This is a genomic window from Klebsiella spallanzanii, assembly GCF_902158555.1.
GTDB classification, from domain to species: Bacteria; Pseudomonadota; Gammaproteobacteria; order Enterobacterales; family Enterobacteriaceae; genus Klebsiella; species Klebsiella spallanzanii.
Genome location: NZ_CABGGS010000012.1, coordinates 514,094 through 530,070, shown reverse-complemented (window position 1 = coordinate 530,070; position 15,977 = coordinate 514,094). Strand labels below are relative to the sequence as shown.

The 15,977-nt window shown below is 57.4% G+C and carries 15 protein-coding genes; 7 read left to right on the top strand and 8 right to left on the bottom strand.

The features are described from left to right. The first annotated feature begins 66 nt into the window (after nucleotides 1–66). Nucleotides 67–1,116, top strand: a complete 1,050-nt coding sequence (locus FN082_RS13640; protein ID WP_139539052.1) for an AI-2E family transporter — start codon at nucleotides 67–69, stop codon at nucleotides 1,114–1,116. Here the strand turns inward: FN082_RS13640 and arnF are convergent. From arnF to FN082_RS13600, 8 genes are all read right to left on the bottom strand, one after another. Further along, a complete protein-coding gene (arnF, locus tag FN082_RS13635) occupies nucleotides 1,113–1,496 on the bottom strand; it encodes a 4-amino-4-deoxy-L-arabinose-phosphoundecaprenol flippase subunit ArnF (protein WP_139539053.1) in 384 nt (127 codons plus the stop codon). The genes FN082_RS13640 and arnF overlap by 4 nt on opposite strands. Beyond that, nucleotides 1,496–1,834, bottom strand: coding sequence for a 4-amino-4-deoxy-L-arabinose-phosphoundecaprenol flippase subunit ArnE (gene arnE / locus FN082_RS13630; protein ID WP_142981788.1), 339 nt, complete (start codon nucleotides 1,832–1,834; stop codon nucleotides 1,496–1,498). Before arnE ends, arnF begins: the two co-directional genes overlap by 1 nt. After that, a complete protein-coding gene (gene arnT / locus FN082_RS13625) occupies nucleotides 1,831–3,486 on the bottom strand; it encodes a lipid IV(A) 4-amino-4-deoxy-L-arabinosyltransferase (RefSeq protein WP_142981787.1) in 1,656 nt (551 codons plus the stop codon). The genes arnE and arnT overlap by 4 nt, the downstream gene beginning before the upstream one ends. After that, nucleotides 3,486–4,388, bottom strand: a complete 903-nt coding sequence (gene arnD, locus FN082_RS13620) for a 4-deoxy-4-formamido-L-arabinose-phosphoundecaprenol deformylase (RefSeq protein ID WP_139539055.1) — start codon at nucleotides 4,386–4,388, stop codon at nucleotides 3,486–3,488. The genes arnT and arnD overlap by 1 nt, the downstream gene beginning before the upstream one ends. After that, nucleotides 4,385–6,370 carry a bifunctional UDP-4-amino-4-deoxy-L-arabinose formyltransferase/UDP-glucuronic acid oxidase ArnA gene (gene arnA, locus FN082_RS13615; protein ID WP_142981786.1) on the bottom strand — a complete coding sequence of 662 codons (1,986 nt, stop codon included), beginning with the start codon at nucleotides 6,368–6,370 and terminating at the stop codon, nucleotides 4,385–4,387. Before arnA ends, arnD begins: the two co-directional genes overlap by 4 nt. Next, nucleotides 6,367–7,350, bottom strand: a complete 984-nt coding sequence (arnC, locus tag FN082_RS13610) for an undecaprenyl-phosphate 4-deoxy-4-formamido-L-arabinose transferase (protein ID WP_139539057.1) — start codon at nucleotides 7,348–7,350, stop codon at nucleotides 6,367–6,369. The genes arnA and arnC overlap by 4 nt, the downstream gene beginning before the upstream one ends. 1 nt (nucleotide 7,351) lies before the next feature. Next, nucleotides 7,352–8,491, bottom strand: a complete 1,140-nt coding sequence (gene arnB / locus FN082_RS13605) for a UDP-4-amino-4-deoxy-L-arabinose aminotransferase (protein WP_139539090.1) — start codon at nucleotides 8,489–8,491, stop codon at nucleotides 7,352–7,354. Between the two features lie 399 nt (nucleotides 8,492–8,890). After that, nucleotides 8,891–9,397: a phenolic acid decarboxylase gene (locus FN082_RS13600; protein WP_180349584.1), complete on the bottom strand. Its 507-nt coding sequence runs from the start codon at nucleotides 9,395–9,397 to the stop codon at nucleotides 8,891–8,893. Between the two features lie 97 nt (nucleotides 9,398–9,494). Between FN082_RS13600 and FN082_RS13595 the strand changes: the two genes are divergently transcribed. The 6 genes from FN082_RS13595 (at nucleotide 9,495) to nikE (ending at nucleotide 15,975) form a co-directional block, all read left to right on the top strand. After that, the gene (locus FN082_RS13595; protein ID WP_139539059.1) at nucleotides 9,495–10,352 is read left to right on the top strand and encodes a LysR family transcriptional regulator; all 858 of its coding nucleotides are present in this window, start codon (nucleotides 9,495–9,497) and stop codon (nucleotides 10,350–10,352) included. Between the two features lie 749 nt (nucleotides 10,353–11,101). Next, nucleotides 11,102–12,670 (top strand): nickel ABC transporter substrate-binding protein, encoded by a 1,569-nt coding sequence (gene nikA, locus FN082_RS13590; protein ID WP_142981785.1) that lies wholly within the window; start codon nucleotides 11,102–11,104, stop codon nucleotides 12,668–12,670. Further along, nucleotides 12,670–13,614: a nickel ABC transporter permease subunit NikB gene (gene nikB, locus FN082_RS13585; protein WP_142981784.1), complete on the top strand. Its 945-nt coding sequence runs from the start codon at nucleotides 12,670–12,672 to the stop codon at nucleotides 13,612–13,614. The genes nikA and nikB overlap by 1 nt, the downstream gene beginning before the upstream one ends. Next, nucleotides 13,611–14,444, top strand: coding sequence for a nickel ABC transporter permease subunit NikC (nikC, locus tag FN082_RS13580; protein ID WP_142981783.1), 834 nt, complete (start codon nucleotides 13,611–13,613; stop codon nucleotides 14,442–14,444). Before nikB ends, nikC begins: the two co-directional genes overlap by 4 nt. Then, entirely contained in the window at nucleotides 14,444–15,208 is a 765-nt protein-coding gene (nikD, locus tag FN082_RS13575; protein WP_142981782.1) for a nickel import ATP-binding protein NikD, read from the top strand. Before nikC ends, nikD begins: the two co-directional genes overlap by 1 nt. Then, on the top strand, nucleotides 15,205–15,975 hold the full coding sequence (nikE, locus tag FN082_RS13570; RefSeq protein ID WP_142981781.1) for a nickel import ATP-binding protein NikE: 771 nt from the start codon (nucleotides 15,205–15,207) through the stop codon (nucleotides 15,973–15,975). The genes nikD and nikE overlap by 4 nt, the downstream gene beginning before the upstream one ends. The last annotated feature ends 2 nt before the right edge of the window (nucleotides 15,976–15,977 follow it).

Here is a 15,977-nt window from a genome sequence, read left to right as displayed (position 1 = left end):
AGATTAGGAATATCGGAAACAAGCCAGCCGCTACACTTAATGAAAATCATAAGAAAGGAACCGTTAATGACAACCCCCCAGCCCGATAAAACGGGCATGCATATCCTGCTCAAGCTGGCATCGCTAGTGGTTATCCTCGCCGGGATTCATGCCGCAGCGGATATCATCGTACAGCTTTTACTGGCGCTGTTCTTCGCTATTGTCCTTAATCCTCTGGTGAGCTGGTTTATCCGCCGCGGCGTCCGTCGCCCGGTGGCGATTACGATTGTGGTGTTAGTGATGCTGATTGTTCTCACCGCATTAATTGGCGTGCTGGCCGCATCAGTTAACGAATTTGTCGCGATGCTGCCGAAGTACAATAAAGAGCTGACGGCGAAAGTCCTGCGGCTGCAGGAGGCGCTGCCATTTTTACATATTCACATGTCCCCGGAACGTATGCTGCAGCGCATGGATTCTGACAAGCTGATGACGTTCACTACCGCCCTGATGACCGGGCTTTCAGGCGCAATGGCCAGCGTCATTTTGCTGGTCATGACCGTGGTCTTTATGCTTTTTGAAGTCCGCCATGTGCCCTACAAGCTGCGCTTTGCGCTTAACAATCCCCAGATCCATATCGCCGGGTTGCACCGGGCGCTAAAAGGCGTTTCGCACTATCTGGCGCTGAAAACGCTCCTCAGCCTGTGGACCGGAGTCATTGTCTGGTTAGGTTTATTGCTGATGGGGGTTCAGTTCGCGCTGATGTGGGGAGTGCTGGCTTTTCTGCTTAACTATGTACCTAATATTGGCTCGGTGATTTCCGCCGTCCCACCGATGATTCAGGCGTTACTCTTTAATGGTTATTATGAATGCCTGCTGGTTGGCGCGCTCTTTTTAGTCGTGCATATGATTATCGGCAATATTCTCGAACCGCGTATGATGGGCCATCGACTGGGTATGTCGACGCTGGTCGTTTTCCTCTCCTTACTGGTCTGGGGATGGCTGCTTGGCCCGGTGGGTATGCTGCTCTCGGTGCCGCTAACCAGCGTCTGTAAGATCTGGATGGAAACCACTAAAGGCGGCAGTAAGTTAGCCATACTGCTCGGGCCGGGACGGCCTAAAAGCCGGCTGCCAGGCTAGCCCCGGCGCTTCACTGGCCAGAAAATAGTCAGCACCCCGGCGACAATCAGCAGCACGCCCAGCAGCGATTGCCAGTGAAAAGGCTCACGCCAGCCGGGGAGCCAGATGGCGGCGGCCCACACCAGAATGTAGCTCAGGCTTAGCAGCGCATAGGCTTTCGCCAGCGGTAATTGGTGCAAGGCGAAATACCAGCAGACCATCGACAGCAGATAACCGAAAAGACCAAACGCCAGGCCAAAAGTGCCCGCCCGCAGATGCAGCAGATGGTTGAGAAAGGTGAGTAAATCCGTCAGCGGCGGTAGTTCAACCATGGCGCTACGCAGCAACAGCTGCGCGCCGCTCACCAGTCCGACGCTGAATAATGCCCAGATTAAGCCCATCAGATGCGGCTCCCCAGAATAACGATCCCGACGACGATCAGCCCTACGCCAACCCAGTGGCGGCGCGCCACCGGCTCGCGCCAGATCCCCCACGCCGCAAGGGTCACCCAGACAAAATTCAGGCTCAGCATCGGGTAGGCAATGCTGACCGGGATAGACTGCAGTACGCTAAGCCACAGCAGCATGCTGCAGCCCAGGGAGAGCAATGCTAACCCCAGCCAGCCAAGGATGTGGTGCCCGCGCCGCCCGGATTTGGACGGGCGGGTTGCCTGTTTCTGGCACAGCTGTCCGGCGCAGCTCAGCAGGCTGGCGAAAATCAGACAGATCCAGACGCTCATTGCGGCAAGTACTGGATAAACACCACCCGGCCTAGCTCGTAGGCGTTATCAGGTTTGGGTAGCGGTAAGTCGGCCATACTCTCTCCTTTGTCCATCAGCAGAACCAGTGAAATCGGCCCCTGCTGGCGGTGCGCAGCCAGCCAATCGGCAAACTGTTCTTTATCCACAAACTGGCTCTGCGCATCCGGCCAGGATAGGCCGTACTTCAACTCGCCCTGCTTGTCGAACAATATAATATCGCTGCGCTTTAGCTCCCATGACAACCCGCCGGCAATGCCGACATTATTGGTCAAAACGTAGCGGCTTGGCGTCAGCGACTCGCTGACAATATCCACCAGGAACTGCGGCTGTTTGCTGTCGATAACCCGATCCGGGATAGCGAATCCCACCAGCAGCGCCAGACCCAGCGGGCAGATGGCGGCTAAGGTCCAGCGGCGGCCATTGTCCTTCATCGCCAGCCAGCCCATCAGCGCCCAGCAGCCAAAGATCAGCGCCGCCAGCAGGCACTTATACAGCTCAATATGGCTCCACACCGGATTGTGCATAAAGCCCCAAGGCGAAACGACCAGCACGGCGACCAGGCCAATGAGACCGAAGCCTAAGTTGATCATGCCGTTAATTTTCAACGCCTTCGCCCCGGCCTTCGCGGCATCCAGCGCGTAGCGTGCCATCAAAATCGACAGCGGCGCGAAACACGGCAAGATATAGGTTGGCAACTTACCTTTGGCAATGCTGAAGAACAGGAACGGCATCGCCACCCATCCCAACAGATACAGGGCCCCGCGTGATTCATCGCGCTCGGTCCAGCCGCGCTTGAGCGCTCCCGGCAGCAGCGCCAGCCACGGCAGGCTCCCGGCAATCAGGAACGGTATGTAGTACCAGAACGGCGCTTTATGCTGAGCATCTTTTTCAGCAAAACGCTGGATATGTTCAACCCAGAAGAAGTAGCGCCAGAAGTCCGGTTCACGTTTGGCAATGGCAAGCCCCCACGGCAGCACTACCAGCACGCAGACGCCCACCGCCAGCCAGCCGTAGGTCAGCACTTCGCGCCAGCGCTTACGCGCAATCACCCACGGCAATACCCCGACCACCGGCACCGCCAGCGCGAGGAAGCCTTTGGTCATCACCCCCATTCCGCAGGCCACGCCCAGTAAGACGTAGCCAACGATTTTGCTGCCGTGGCTTTGGGCCTGCGCTGCGCCCCAGAAGCTACACATCGCCAGCGCCATCCACATGGTAATCATCGGATCCAGCACCGCATAGGTACCGATCGCATAGACCAGCATCGCGGTCAGGAAGATAACCGGCGACAGGATCGCCAGGCGTTTATCGCGGAAAATTCGCCATGCCAGCCAGGCCACCAGCAGGGTGGTGACGGTAATAGAGAATACCACCCCGAAGCGGACGCCAAAATTATTGTGGCCGAATAGCCACTGGCCAATGCTGTTAATCCAGTATCCGGCGATGGGTTTTTCAAAATAGCGCAGGCCGAGGAAATGTGGCACCACCCAGTCGCCGGTCGCCAGCATCTCGCGGCTGATCTCAGCATAGCGGGTTTCATCAGGCTGCCAGAGCAGGCGGAAGTTGAGCGGCAGTAAATAATAGAGAGCAAAAAGGGCGACCAGAGCCGCGCCGTAGCGAATGCTTTTCATCAAACACCCGAATTGAGTAATTGTTCACGTCCAAGCCAGCCTTCGCGACCAGCCAGTTCACCACGAACCACCTTGCCTCGCGGTAGCACGCTAAAATCGGCGGGCAGCAGCTGGCTTAGCGGGCAAAACTGGATCTCTTCCTGGGCGGCCATAGTCAGCAGTTCATCGAACTGTTGCGCAAAGGCAATACCTTCAACTTCAGCGTGGATGGTATAGACCGGCGTACCCGTATCGCGATGGATACAATCCAGCAGATAGCGGTTGAAGCCCGCAATATCCACCGCGCTGCCGACCACTTCATCCCAGGTCGGTAACGTCACCGGGATTTGCACGGTTCCCGGCGCGCCGCTGCCAAGCTGCGGCAGAAACGGGCCTGTCCCGCGACAGTCGCTGTTATAGAGGAAATCAAAAGCTTCTTTGGCCTTGATGACCCGCTGATCGGCACGCCAGCCAGCCACGGCGGAGCAGGCCACCGGACGGCCGATAATCCGCTCCAGCTCCAGCAGCCCACGCTCAACCTCCAGCGTCAGGCGTTCCTGTGGCCAGACGCCGCTCCACGCCTGCCAGCTATAGTGATCCCAGGCGTGCAGACCGATTTCATGCGCCTGAGCGGCAGCGCGAATAACCTCTTCATTACCCGCACCGATTCTGCGCCCAGGCCAGGCGGTACCGGCCAGCAGGATATCCCAGCCGTACAGCGAAGCGGCCTTTGAGCGCAGCATCTTCCACAGAAACTTCGGTTTTACCAGGCGCCATAAGTGACGCCCCATATTGTCCGGCCCGACGCTGAAAAAGAAGCTTGCCTGAATCCCGTGCTGGCTTAGCAGAGCCAGCAGCCGCGGGACCCCGTCCCGCGTCCCGCGAAAGGTATCGACATCTATGCGTAAGCCGACCTGCTTCATGATTTACTGTCGTCCGTCAGTTCAACCGTACGCAGGAAGAAGTCCAGAGTGTGTTCCACGGTCTCTTCCATTTCCACCGTCGGCACCCAGTTCAGACAGCGCTTCGCGTTGCGGATGCTCGGCTTACGGTGCTCAACGTCCTGGTAACCTTTACCGTAGTAATCGCTACTTTCGACTTCGCGGAAGCCGGCAAACGGCGGGAAGCGGTCGCGCAGCGGATGGCGTTCAAAGCAGGCCAGCAGCATTTCCGCCAGCTCTTTGATACTCGCTTCGTTATCCGGGTTGCCAATGTTGATAATCTGCCCGTCACAGCGGCCATCTTTGTTCTCAATAATACGGAACAGCGCTTCGATACCGTCGCTGATATCGGTGAAGCAACGCTTCTGTTTCCCCCCCTCAATCAACTTGATCGGCGAACCTTCGACCAGGTTAAGGATCAACTGAGTGATGGCACGGGAGCTGCCGATGCGCGCAGCGTTAAGGTTATCAAGACGCGGCCCCATCCAGTTGAACGGGCGGAACAGGGTAAACTTGAGGTTGTTCTTATCGCCATAGGCCCAGATCACGCGGTCCAGCAGCTGCTTGGAAACCGAGTAAATCCAGCGCTGTTTGTTGATCGGCCCGACCACCAGGTTCGAACTATCTTCATCGAAGTTATTGTCGGTGCACATGCCGTACACTTCGGACGTCGACGGGAAGATAATGCGCTTATCGTATTTCACGCAGTCGCGGATGATCTTCAGGTTCTCTTCGAAGTCCAGTTCGAACACGCGTAGCGGGTTGCGGGTGTATTCGATAGGCGTGGCAATCGCCACCAGCGGCAGCACGACGTCGCACTTCTTAATGTGGTACTCGATCCACTCGGAGTGAATGCTGATATCGCCTTCCACAAAGTGGAAACGCGGATTATCGAGGAAACGGCTGATAGCGTCAGAGCCAATATCCAGGCCGTAAATCTCGTAGTTGTCGTCCTGCAACAGGCGCTCGGTCAGGTGGTTGCCGATAAAGCCGTTCACCCCGAGGATCAGCACGCGGGTGCGGCGCTTAATCGCTACCACCGGCTTGCTGCTCAGCACCGCGCCGGCAACCAGGCCCAGCGCCTGCGCCAGCTGCGTACCCTGCATATAAACGCCGCGCTCGGTCTGCCCGGTGATGATTTCCAGCGCCCCTTCCTGACAGGCAACAACCAGCGGCGCAACGGAAATCACCGTCCCCGCTTTGGCAGCGCTTAGATCGTGGCGCACGCGGGACTTCCAGACGATAAACTTGTTGGCCCCGGCATAGCCGAACGCCCCCGGCCACGGGTCGGAGACCGCACGCACGAGGTTATGCAGCGTTTGGGCAGATTGCTCCCAGTCAAGACGGCCATCTTCCGGCGTGCGGCGACCCACGTAAGTTGCCTGGCTTTCATCCTGCCCGCGCTCTTCGATTTTGCCATTGCGGATCGCCGGCAGCGCCTGGCCCAGCAGTTCGGATGCCGCAGCACAGAGTTTACGATGCAGAACCAGCGCCGCGTCATCTGCGCCAATAGCCACGCTTTTCTGCGCCACGATATTCCCGGCATCGGCGCGGTTAACCATACGATGCAGCGTCACGCCGGTTTCGCTTTCACCATTCACCAGCACCCAGTTCAGCGGCGCACGGCCACGGTATTTCGGCAACAGAGAACCGTGGAGGTTAAAAGCCCCCTGCGGTGCGAGGTTCAGAATGTCATCGCATAGCAGGTTGCGGTAATAGAACGAGAACAGCACGTCCGGTTTTATCTCACGGATACGTTCGATCCACAGCGGATGGTTTACGTCTTCTGGCGCCCACACAGGAATGCCTTGCTCTGCGGCAATACGCGCCACGGAGCCAAAGAAATGGTTTTCGCCAGGGTTATCCGGATGGGTAAAAATAGCGGCGATGTCATAACCGGCATCCAGCAGAGACTGAATACCTGCACAACCCATATCGTGATAAGCGAAGACTACGGCTTTCATGAACGATCTTCCTCTTGAGATGCCGTTTCCGGCTGGCGAACAACACGTTGAATAAAGTAGCGGGGACGGGCGCGGACATCGTTATAGATGCGGCCGATATACTCCCCAAGCAGGCCCATACCGACAAACTGGGCGCCGATAAACATGAACAGCACCGCGAAGAGCATAAACACCCCTTCCGCCGCCCACTGTGGGCCAAACACCAGGCGCAGCACCACCAGCAGCAGGCCGAAGGCGAAGCCCAGCAGGGCGATGGCGCTGCCGAACAGGCTCAACAGGCGCAGCGGCGTGGTGGTCAGGCAGGTCACCAGGTCGTACATCAGGTTAATCAGGCGCATAAAGCTGTATTTGGAATCACCAAATTCACGCTCGGCGTGCATTACCGGGATCTCGACCGCCCGGCGGGCAAAGGTATTCGCCAGGATCGGGATAAACGTGCTGCGCTCATGGCAGTTGAGCATGGCGTCGATAATGTGGCGGCGATAGGCGCGCAGCATGCAGCCATAGTCGCCCATCGCTTTACCGGTAGTGCGCTGGATCAGGCGGTTGATCATCTTCGAGGCGCTTTTACGGAAAAAGGTATCCTGGCGGTTCTGGCGAACGGTACCGACCACGTCGTAGCCCTCATCGGCCTTCTCCACCAGACGCGGGATCTCTTCCGGCGGGTTTTGCAGGTCGGCATCAAGGGTAATGATCAGATCGCCGGTGACGTGGCTGAAGCCCGCCATAATCGCCGAGTGCTGGCCGTAGTTGCGGTTTAGCAGCACCGCCACCACATGGCTGCCTTCGGCCTCGGCGGCTTCGGTTAACATCCGCGCCGAATCATCGCTACTACCGTCGTCGACCAGCAGAATTTCATACTGGCGTCCGAGCGTCGCGCAGGCGGTATCGGTGCGGCGGATAAGCTCCGGCAGGCTCTCCTGTTCGTTATAAACAGGAATAACGACCGAGACCTTTTTCACGGGAGGATAGGTAAACATATCAACGTCCTGACAGCTGGTGCAGTGCGGCAATGACCCGAGTGACATCGTCATCGGTCATATCCGGGAACAACGGAATGGAACAAATGCGCGCGCTGTTCCATTCCGTATGCGGTAATGAAACGTCAGGGAAACGCTCGCGGTAATACTTTTGCGTATGCGCCGCGCGGAAGTGCAGGCCGGTGCCGATGCCCATGGCTTTCAGTTTTTCCATCAGAGCATCGCGGCTGATACCGCAGGTGGCCTCGTCGACGCGGATAATAAACAGGTGCCAGGCGTGCTGATGTTCCCAATCGGGTACCGCCAACGGCTTGAATGGGGTATCCGCCAATTCGCTCAAGTAACGTTGGGCAATTTTGGCGCGCCGCAGATTGGCGTGGGCCAGTTTATCCAGCTGCACCAGGGCCAGCGCGGCGTTGATATCCGCCAGATTGTATTTAAAACCCGGAGAAATCACCTCCGCCTGCGGGGCGCGACCCAGGGTCTGACGGTCATAGGCGTCAACGCCGAGACCGTGGAACTTCAGGCTGCGGATACGCGCCGCCAGCTCATCGTCGTCGGTCACCACCAGTCCGCCTTCGGCGCAGGTCATATTTTTGATCGCATGGAACGAGAAGATGGCGGTACCGCGCCAGCCGACATGGTGACCTTTGTAGTACGTCCCCGCCGCGTGGGCGGCATCTTCAATCACCGGAATACCGTGCCGCTCGCCTATGGCGCGAATAGCGTCGATATCCACCGGCGCGCCCGCATAGTGCACGGGCACGATCGCTTTAGTACGCGGAGTGATCGCCGCTTCCACCGCTTCAGGCGTCACCATCAGATTATCGGGATCGACATCGATCATCACCGGGGTTGCGCCGAGCAGGCAGATCATGTTCAGCGTGGAGACCCAGGTCTGAGAAGGGGTGATCACTTCATCGCCCGCGCCGATTCCCAGCGCCATAAGCGTGACGTGCATACCGCCGGTCGCCGAACTAACAGCAATGGCGTGACGGTTACCGGTTAGGATGCAGAACGCCTCTTCCAGCGCCTGATTTTTCGGCCCGGTGGTGATCCAGCCCGATTGCAAAACTTCACGCAGCGCAGCCAGCTCTGCGTCGCCCATCGACGGGCGCGAAAACGGCAAAAAATCGCTCATCATGTTCCTGTTCTGTAAATGACCCGACGAGAAATGGGGTCGATAAGAAATATCCTGCACCTGCTGACTTAAACAAAATGAAAATGAAAGCGAAATCAGTTCGATGGCGCATTCCATTACAGGATATTCAGATGTTATTAAATTTAGACAGGTTTGCTTAGGATAATATTAAGAAATTAATATTAATTAGATATGCATTACAATTTGATTAAAAATCAGTTAGATAGGTTTAATTTAGCGTATTCATGAGAGATGTGGCGCTCCCACTTGACGCAGAAATAGCGGGAACGCTCTGGCGGAAAGTAAACGGACGTTAAACCAGATTTTAATAAACCATCTTTAAACATGGTCTACGAAATATTAAAAATCCAGTCGAATCATAAAATTATTTCGTAAGTATTACAGATTTGCAGGAAAGTTATCGGGTAATTCGTTAGCCGGGCAATTAATCACTTCGTCGTTATCCGCACCGCAATCGCGAACAAAGGTGATAGTGGCAAACTCATCGATCACTTCTGTTGGGTAAGCTGGACCGGCTTCGCGGTAAGACACCATCAGCGGGATATGATCGTTCTGGAAGCAGACGGTTTTTTCCGGGTTATTTATTACCCAGCGCGGGAAAAAGATAGTGCCGTGGAACAGTTTGTCACCGAGGTTAACAATCAGGCTCACGTCGGTGCCGGTCGGTTCGGTCCAGGAAATTTTATAAATGCTTTCACCTACGCGAACAATGTATGCCTGCTGATCTTTTACCCAACGATTCGCCACGATCCCGCTATGAATTCGATAATCCAGAGTCGTGCTGTTTTTAACGTAAATCTCGTAGTTCCAGCCATTATCGTAGGTATAAACCAGATGTTTGCCGATAAAACCGCTGAGGTCATGTTTGTCGAAAGTGCTCATAATCTGTTCTCCTCTTTTTGTTGAGAACAAGCATACTGCTTTAAAAAATGGATAAATAACGCTATGTTTTGATTAAATTCATCCACTTTTTAGATTAATTATGCACAAGACCACCCTCGAGCAATGGGCGCTACTGGAAAAGGTTGTTGAGCTGGGTAGCTTTGCGAAGGCGGCGGAGGAGACCCACCGCAGCCAGTCCTCGGTCAGCTATAATCTCGCGCTATTACAAGAGCGTCTGGGCGTCACGCTGCTCACGCCATCGGGCCGTCGTGCGGTGCTGACCCCGGCGGGTGAGCTGCTGCTCGGTCAGGTTAAACCGCTGCTGCAAGCTTTCGCTTATGTCGAAACCCATGCCACGACCCTGCGCGACGGCGCGCGGACCCGGCTGGACCTGGTAGTCGACAGCATTTTCCCCCGCGAACGGCTGTTTGCCATTCTGCGTCAGTTTCAGCAGCGCTACCCGCAAACCCAGGTGAGGCTGACCGAAGTGCTGGAAAACCTTGAGGAAGAACACCCTGCCCGCACCGAGGCCGACGTGATGGTGCTGACCCGCCGTCAGGATATTACCGGGCGCGGAGAGTGGCTGATGAATATTGATTTTGTCGCCGTCGCCCATCGCGATCACCCGCTTTCGGCCTTCGAGGGGCCGCTGGATGATAATGCGCTGGCCCCCTGGCCGCTGGTGCGCATCGCTGACCGCAGCAACGACCCACAATCCGCCCGCGATGCATGGACGTTTTCCACCATTGATGCCGCCATTGATGCGGTTTTATATCAGGTTGGTTTCGGCTGGCTACCGGAAGAGCGTATTCGCCCACAGCTCAAACAAGGGGTGCTGAAGGCGCTGCCGCTGGGCCACGGCGCACGGCGGGCAACGCCGCTGCATCTGATCGTTAAGCGTGATTTAACACCGATTGATGAGCAGGTCGCCACGCTGCTCGACCTGTTCAAAACATAAAGCGCCCGGTGGCGCTGCGCTGACCGGGCTACAGGTTCACTGCCGTCTGCGGGCCGGTAGCCCGGACAAGGCGCGTCAAGCGCCGCCTCCGGGAAATACGCCGAACCTGATACATCGGCGCTGCTTCGTCCCGGTGGCGCTGCGCTGACCGGGCTACAGGTTCACAACCGTCTGCGGGCCGGTAGCCCGGACAAGGCGCGTCAAGCGCCGCCTCCGGGAAATACGCCGAACCTGATACACCGGCGCTGCTTCGTTCCGGTGGCGCTGCGCTGACCGGGCTACAGGTTCACAACCGTCTGCGGGCCGGTAGCCCGGACAGGCGCGTCAAGCGCCGCCTCCGGGAAATACGCCGAACCTGATACACCGGCGCTGCTTCGTCCCGGTGGCGCTGCGCTGACCGGGCTACGGGTTCACAACTGTCTGCGGGCCGGTAGCCCGGACAAGGCGCGTCAAGCGCCGCCTCCGGGAAATACGCCGAACCTGATACACCGGCGCTGCTTCGTCCCGGTGGCGCTGCGCTGACCGGGCTACAGGTTCACTGCCGTCTGCGGGCCGGTAGCCCGGACAGGCGCGTCAAGCGCCGCCTCCGGGAGATGTGCCGGAGCTGCGGCAGGCTTGTTCTCCATTTCATACCGTCAAAATATATATACTGTTTTCTTATACTTTCAGGCCAAATATTGATCCAGCTTACGCTGAAAGTATGATGAATCCTTAAAATCGTCATACTTTCCTGTTGCTGAGAAAAAGCCTTGTCTATCATCCGCACCGCCCTGCTGGCGCTAATCGCCTGCGCACCTTTGCTGGCCAATGCCTCCGCCAACGAAATCACCACCGCCTGGCCGGTCAACGTCGGGCCGCTCAATCCGCACCTCTATACGCCCAACCAGATGTTTGCCCAGAGCATGGTGTATGAACCGCTGGTGAAGTATCAGGCGGACGGTTCGGTTACCCCGTGGCTGGCAACAAGCTGGACCCACTCGGCGGACGGTAAAATCTGGACCTTTACCCTGCGCGATGACGTAACATTTTCCAACGGCGAAGCGTTCGACGCGCATGCTGCCGCGGAAAACTTCCGCGCGGTGCTCGATAACCGTCAGCGCCACGCCTGGCTGGAGCTGGTCAATCAGATAGTCGACGTCAAGGCACTCAGCAAAAACCAACTGCAAATTACCCTGAAAAGCGCGTATTACCCGTTCCTGCAAGAACTGTCCCTGCCGCGTCCTTTCCGCTTTATCGCCCCGTCGCAGTTTAAAGACAACGAGACCCTACACGGCATTAAAGCGCCGATTGGCACCGGTCCGTGGATGCTTAAGGAATCAAAACTCAATCAGTACGACGTGCTGGTACGTAACGACCGCTACTGGGGCGAAAAACCGCAGATTCAAAAGATTACCGTCAAGGTGATCCCGGACCCGACCACCCGTGCGGTGGCGTTTGAAACCGGCGATATCGACCTGCTGTACGGCAATGAAGGGCTGCTGCCGCTCGACACCTTCGCCCGCTTCAGCCACAACCCCGCTTACCGAACCCAGCTTTCGCAGCCGATTGAAACGGTCATGCTGGCGCTGAACTCCGCAAAGGCACCGACTAACGAGCTGGCAGTACGCGAAGCGCTGAACTACGCGGTAAATAAAAAATCGCTGATCGATAACGCCCTGTACGGCACCCAACAGGTAGCCGATACGCTGTTTTCTCCCACCGTCCCCTACGCGGATATCGGCCTGAAACCCCGCCAGTACGACCCGCAGCAGGCAAAAGCATTGCTGGAAAACGCGGGCTGGATAATGCCCGCGGGCAAAGACATCCGAGAGAAAAACGGCCAGCCGCTGCGCATTGAGCTGTCGTTTATTGGTACCGATGCGTTGAGCAAATCGATGGCGGAAATCATCCAGGCTGATATGCGCCAGATTGGCGTCGACGTGGCGCTGGTCGGTGAGGAAGAGAGCAGTATTTATGCCCGCCAGCGCGACGGTCGCTTCGGCATGATTTTCAACCGCACCTGGGGGGCGCCGTACGACCCCCACGCCTTTATGAGCTCGATGCGCGTCCCGTCCCATGCTGATTTTCAGGCCCAGCAGGGTTTAGCCGATAAACCGATTATTGATAAAGAGATTGGCGAGGTGCTGGAAACCAGCGATAAAGCCCAGCGTCAGGTATTGTATCGCGACATTCTGACCCGCCTGCACAATGACGCCGTCTATTTGCCTATCAGCTATGTCTCGATGATGGTGGTCGCCAGACCGGAGCTGGGCGCAATTCCCTACGCGCCGATTGCCTCGGAAATTCCGTTTGAACAGATTAAGCCGGTGAAACCCTGATGTTGCGTTACGCATTACGGCGTATGGCGCTGCTGATCCCGATGATTTTCGCCGCCTCAGTGATTATCTTTTTAATGCTGCGTCTGGGGACCGGCGATCCGGCGCTCGACTATTTGCGCCTGTCGAACCTGCCGCCGACACCGGAGATGGTCGCTTCCACCCGCGTGATGCTGGGGCTGGATCAGCCGCTTATCGTGCAGTACGGCGCCTGGCTGTGGAAGGCGCTGCACCTGGATTTCGGTATCTCGTTCGCGACTCAGCGTCCGGTGCTGGACGATGTGCTGAACTTCCTGCCAGCTACGTTACAGCTGGCGGGCGCGGCGCTGATACTGATCCTACTCACCTCGGTACCGCTTGGCATTTGGGCGGCGCGCCATCGTGACCGTCTACCGGATTTTGTTGTGCGGGTTATCGCTTTCCTCGGCGTCTCAATGCCCAACTTCTGGCTCGCCTTTCTGCTGGTGATGCTCTTCTCGGTATATCTGCAATGGCTGCCTGCCATGGGCTATGGCGGCTGGCAACACATCATTCTGCCTGCGGTATCAATTGCCTTTATGTCGCTGGCGATTAACGCCCGTCTGCTGCGCGCCAGCATGCTGGAGGTCGCCGGGCAGCGTCACGTGACCTGGGCGCGGCTGCGCGGTCTCAACGACAAGCAAATCGAGCGTCGCCATATCCTGCGTAACGCTTCGCTGCCAATGATCACCGCCGTCGGCATGCATATCGGCGAACTGATAGGCGGCACCATGATCATCGAGAATATTTTTGCCTGGCCCGGCGTGGGGCGCTATGCCGTCTCGGCGATATTTAACCGCGACTACCCGGTTATTCAGTGCTTTACGCTGATGATGGTTACCGTTTTTGTAGTCTGTAACCTGATTGTTGACTTGCTGAACGCCGCGCTGGATCCGCGTATTCGCCGCCATGAAGGAGCGCACTCGTGAACTTTGTCCTCTCATCGCGCTGGCCCGTCCGCCTCTCTTTAATCATGATTGCCCTGCTGGCGGTGATTGCGCTCACCAGCCAGTGGTGGTTACCTTACGATCCGCAGGCGATTGATTTACCTTCGCGCCTGCTGTCACCTGACAGCCAACACTGGCTGGGTACCGACCATCTGGGGCGCGATATTTTCTCGCGCCTGCTGGCGGCAACCCGCGTGTCGCTTGGCTCGGTGATGGCTTGCCTGCTGCTGGTGTTGGCTCTGGGGCTGATCGTCGGCGGTAGCGCAGGGCTGATTGGCGGCCGTGTCGATCAGGTCACCATGCGCGTCGCCGATATGTTTATGACCTTCCCGACCTCGATCCTCTCTTTCTTTATGGTCGGCGTGCTGGGAACCGGGCTGACCAACGTGATTATCGCCATCGCCCTGTCGCACTGGGCGTGGTACGCGCGGATGGTGCGCAGCCTGACGATCTCCTTGCGCCAGCGCGAATTTGTGCTTGCCTCCCGGCTTTCCGGCGCGGGCCATGTTCGGGTGTTTGTCGACCACTTAGCAGGTGCCGTGATCCCCTCGCTGCTGGTGCTGGCGACCCTGGATATTGGCCATATGATGCTGCACGTCGCCGGAATGTCGTTCCTCGGCCTCGGCGTGACCGCGCCAACCGCCGAATGGGGAGTGATGATTAACGACGCCCGCCAGTACATCTGGACCCAGCCGCTGCAAATGTTCTGGCCGGGGCTGGCGCTGTTTATCAGCGTGATGGCCTTCAATATGGTGGGTGACGCGCTGCGCGATCGCCTGGATCCCCATCTGGAAACGGAGCATGCCCACTGATGCCGCAACAGATTGAACTGCAAAATATTACCTTACAGGCCGAACGTCCGCTGGTGCACGGCGCCTCGTTGGCCCTCAAACGCGGACGCGTGCTGGCGCTAGTCGGCGGCAGCGGTTGCGGAAAGTCCCTGACCTGCGCCGCTGCGCTGGGCATTCTGCCCGCAGGCGTGCACCAGACGGCAGGAGCCATTCTTGCGGACGGCAAACCCGTTTCACCCAGCGAACTGCGTGGTGTGGAAATCGCCACCATTATGCAAAACCCGCGCAGCGCCTTTAATCCGTTGCATACTATGGCGGCTCACGCGCGGGAAACCTGCCGGGCATTAGGTAAACCATCAGATGACGCTACGCTTATCAGTGCGTTAGAGTCCGTCGGCCTGGAGAAGGCAGAGCGCGTACTGAAGCTTTATCCCTTTGAGATGAGCGGCGGCATGCTGCAGCGGATGATGATTGCGATGACGCTGCTGTGCGATGCGCCGTTTATTATCGCCGATGAACCGACCACCGATCTGGACGTCGTCGCCCAGGCGCGCATTCTCGATCTACTGGAGAGCATAATGCGCAACCGTGCCCCCGGAATGCTGCTGGTCACTCACGATATGGGCGTCGTCGCGCGACTGGCGGACGACGTGGCGGTGATGGACAACGGCAAGATCGTGGAACAAGGAGATGTCGAAACCATCTTCAACGCGCCACAGCACAGCATCACCCGCAGTCTGGTTGCCGCACATCTCGCCCTGTATGGGCTGGAGCGGGTCTTATGACATTACTCAGCGTCTCTACGCTCTCGCACCGATACGCAAACTTACCGGTGCTAAAAGAGGTCTCTTTAGCGCTGAAAAACGGCGAAACCGTCGCCCTGCTGGGGCGTAGCGGCTGCGGAAAAAGCACGCTGGCGCGCCTGCTGGTTGGGCTGGAATCACCCACCGAGGGCAGCGTCAGCTGGCGCGGCGAGCCGCTTTCCGACCTCAATCGCAGCAAACAGAAAGCATTTCGCCGGGATATTCAGATGGTGTTTCAGGATTCCATCAGCGCGGTAAATCCGCGTAAAACCGTACGCGAGATTTTGCGCGAACCGATGCGCCATCTGCTGTCATTAACGAAACAGGAACAACTGGCCCGAGCCAGGGAAATGCTCAATGCAGTGGACCTCGACGATAGCGTGCTCGACAAACGACCAACGCAGCTGAGCGGCGGGCAGCTCCAGCGCGTCTGCCTGGCGCGGGCGCTGGTCGTTGAGCCCAAATTGCTGATCCTCGATGAAGCGGTTTCTAACCTCGATCTGGTACTCCAGGCGGGCATCATTCGTCTGCTCAAAAAACTGCAACAGCAGTTCGGCACCGCCTGCCTGTTTATCACCCACGATTTACGTCTGGTGGAACGCTTTTGCCAGCGGGTGATGGTGATGGACGAGGGGCAAATCGTCGAGACGCAGGCCGTGGGCGACAAATTAACGTTTTCTTCTCACGCCGGTCGCGTGTTACAAAATGCGGTACTTCCCGCCTTTCCCGTACGCCGTAATAAGGTCTAACA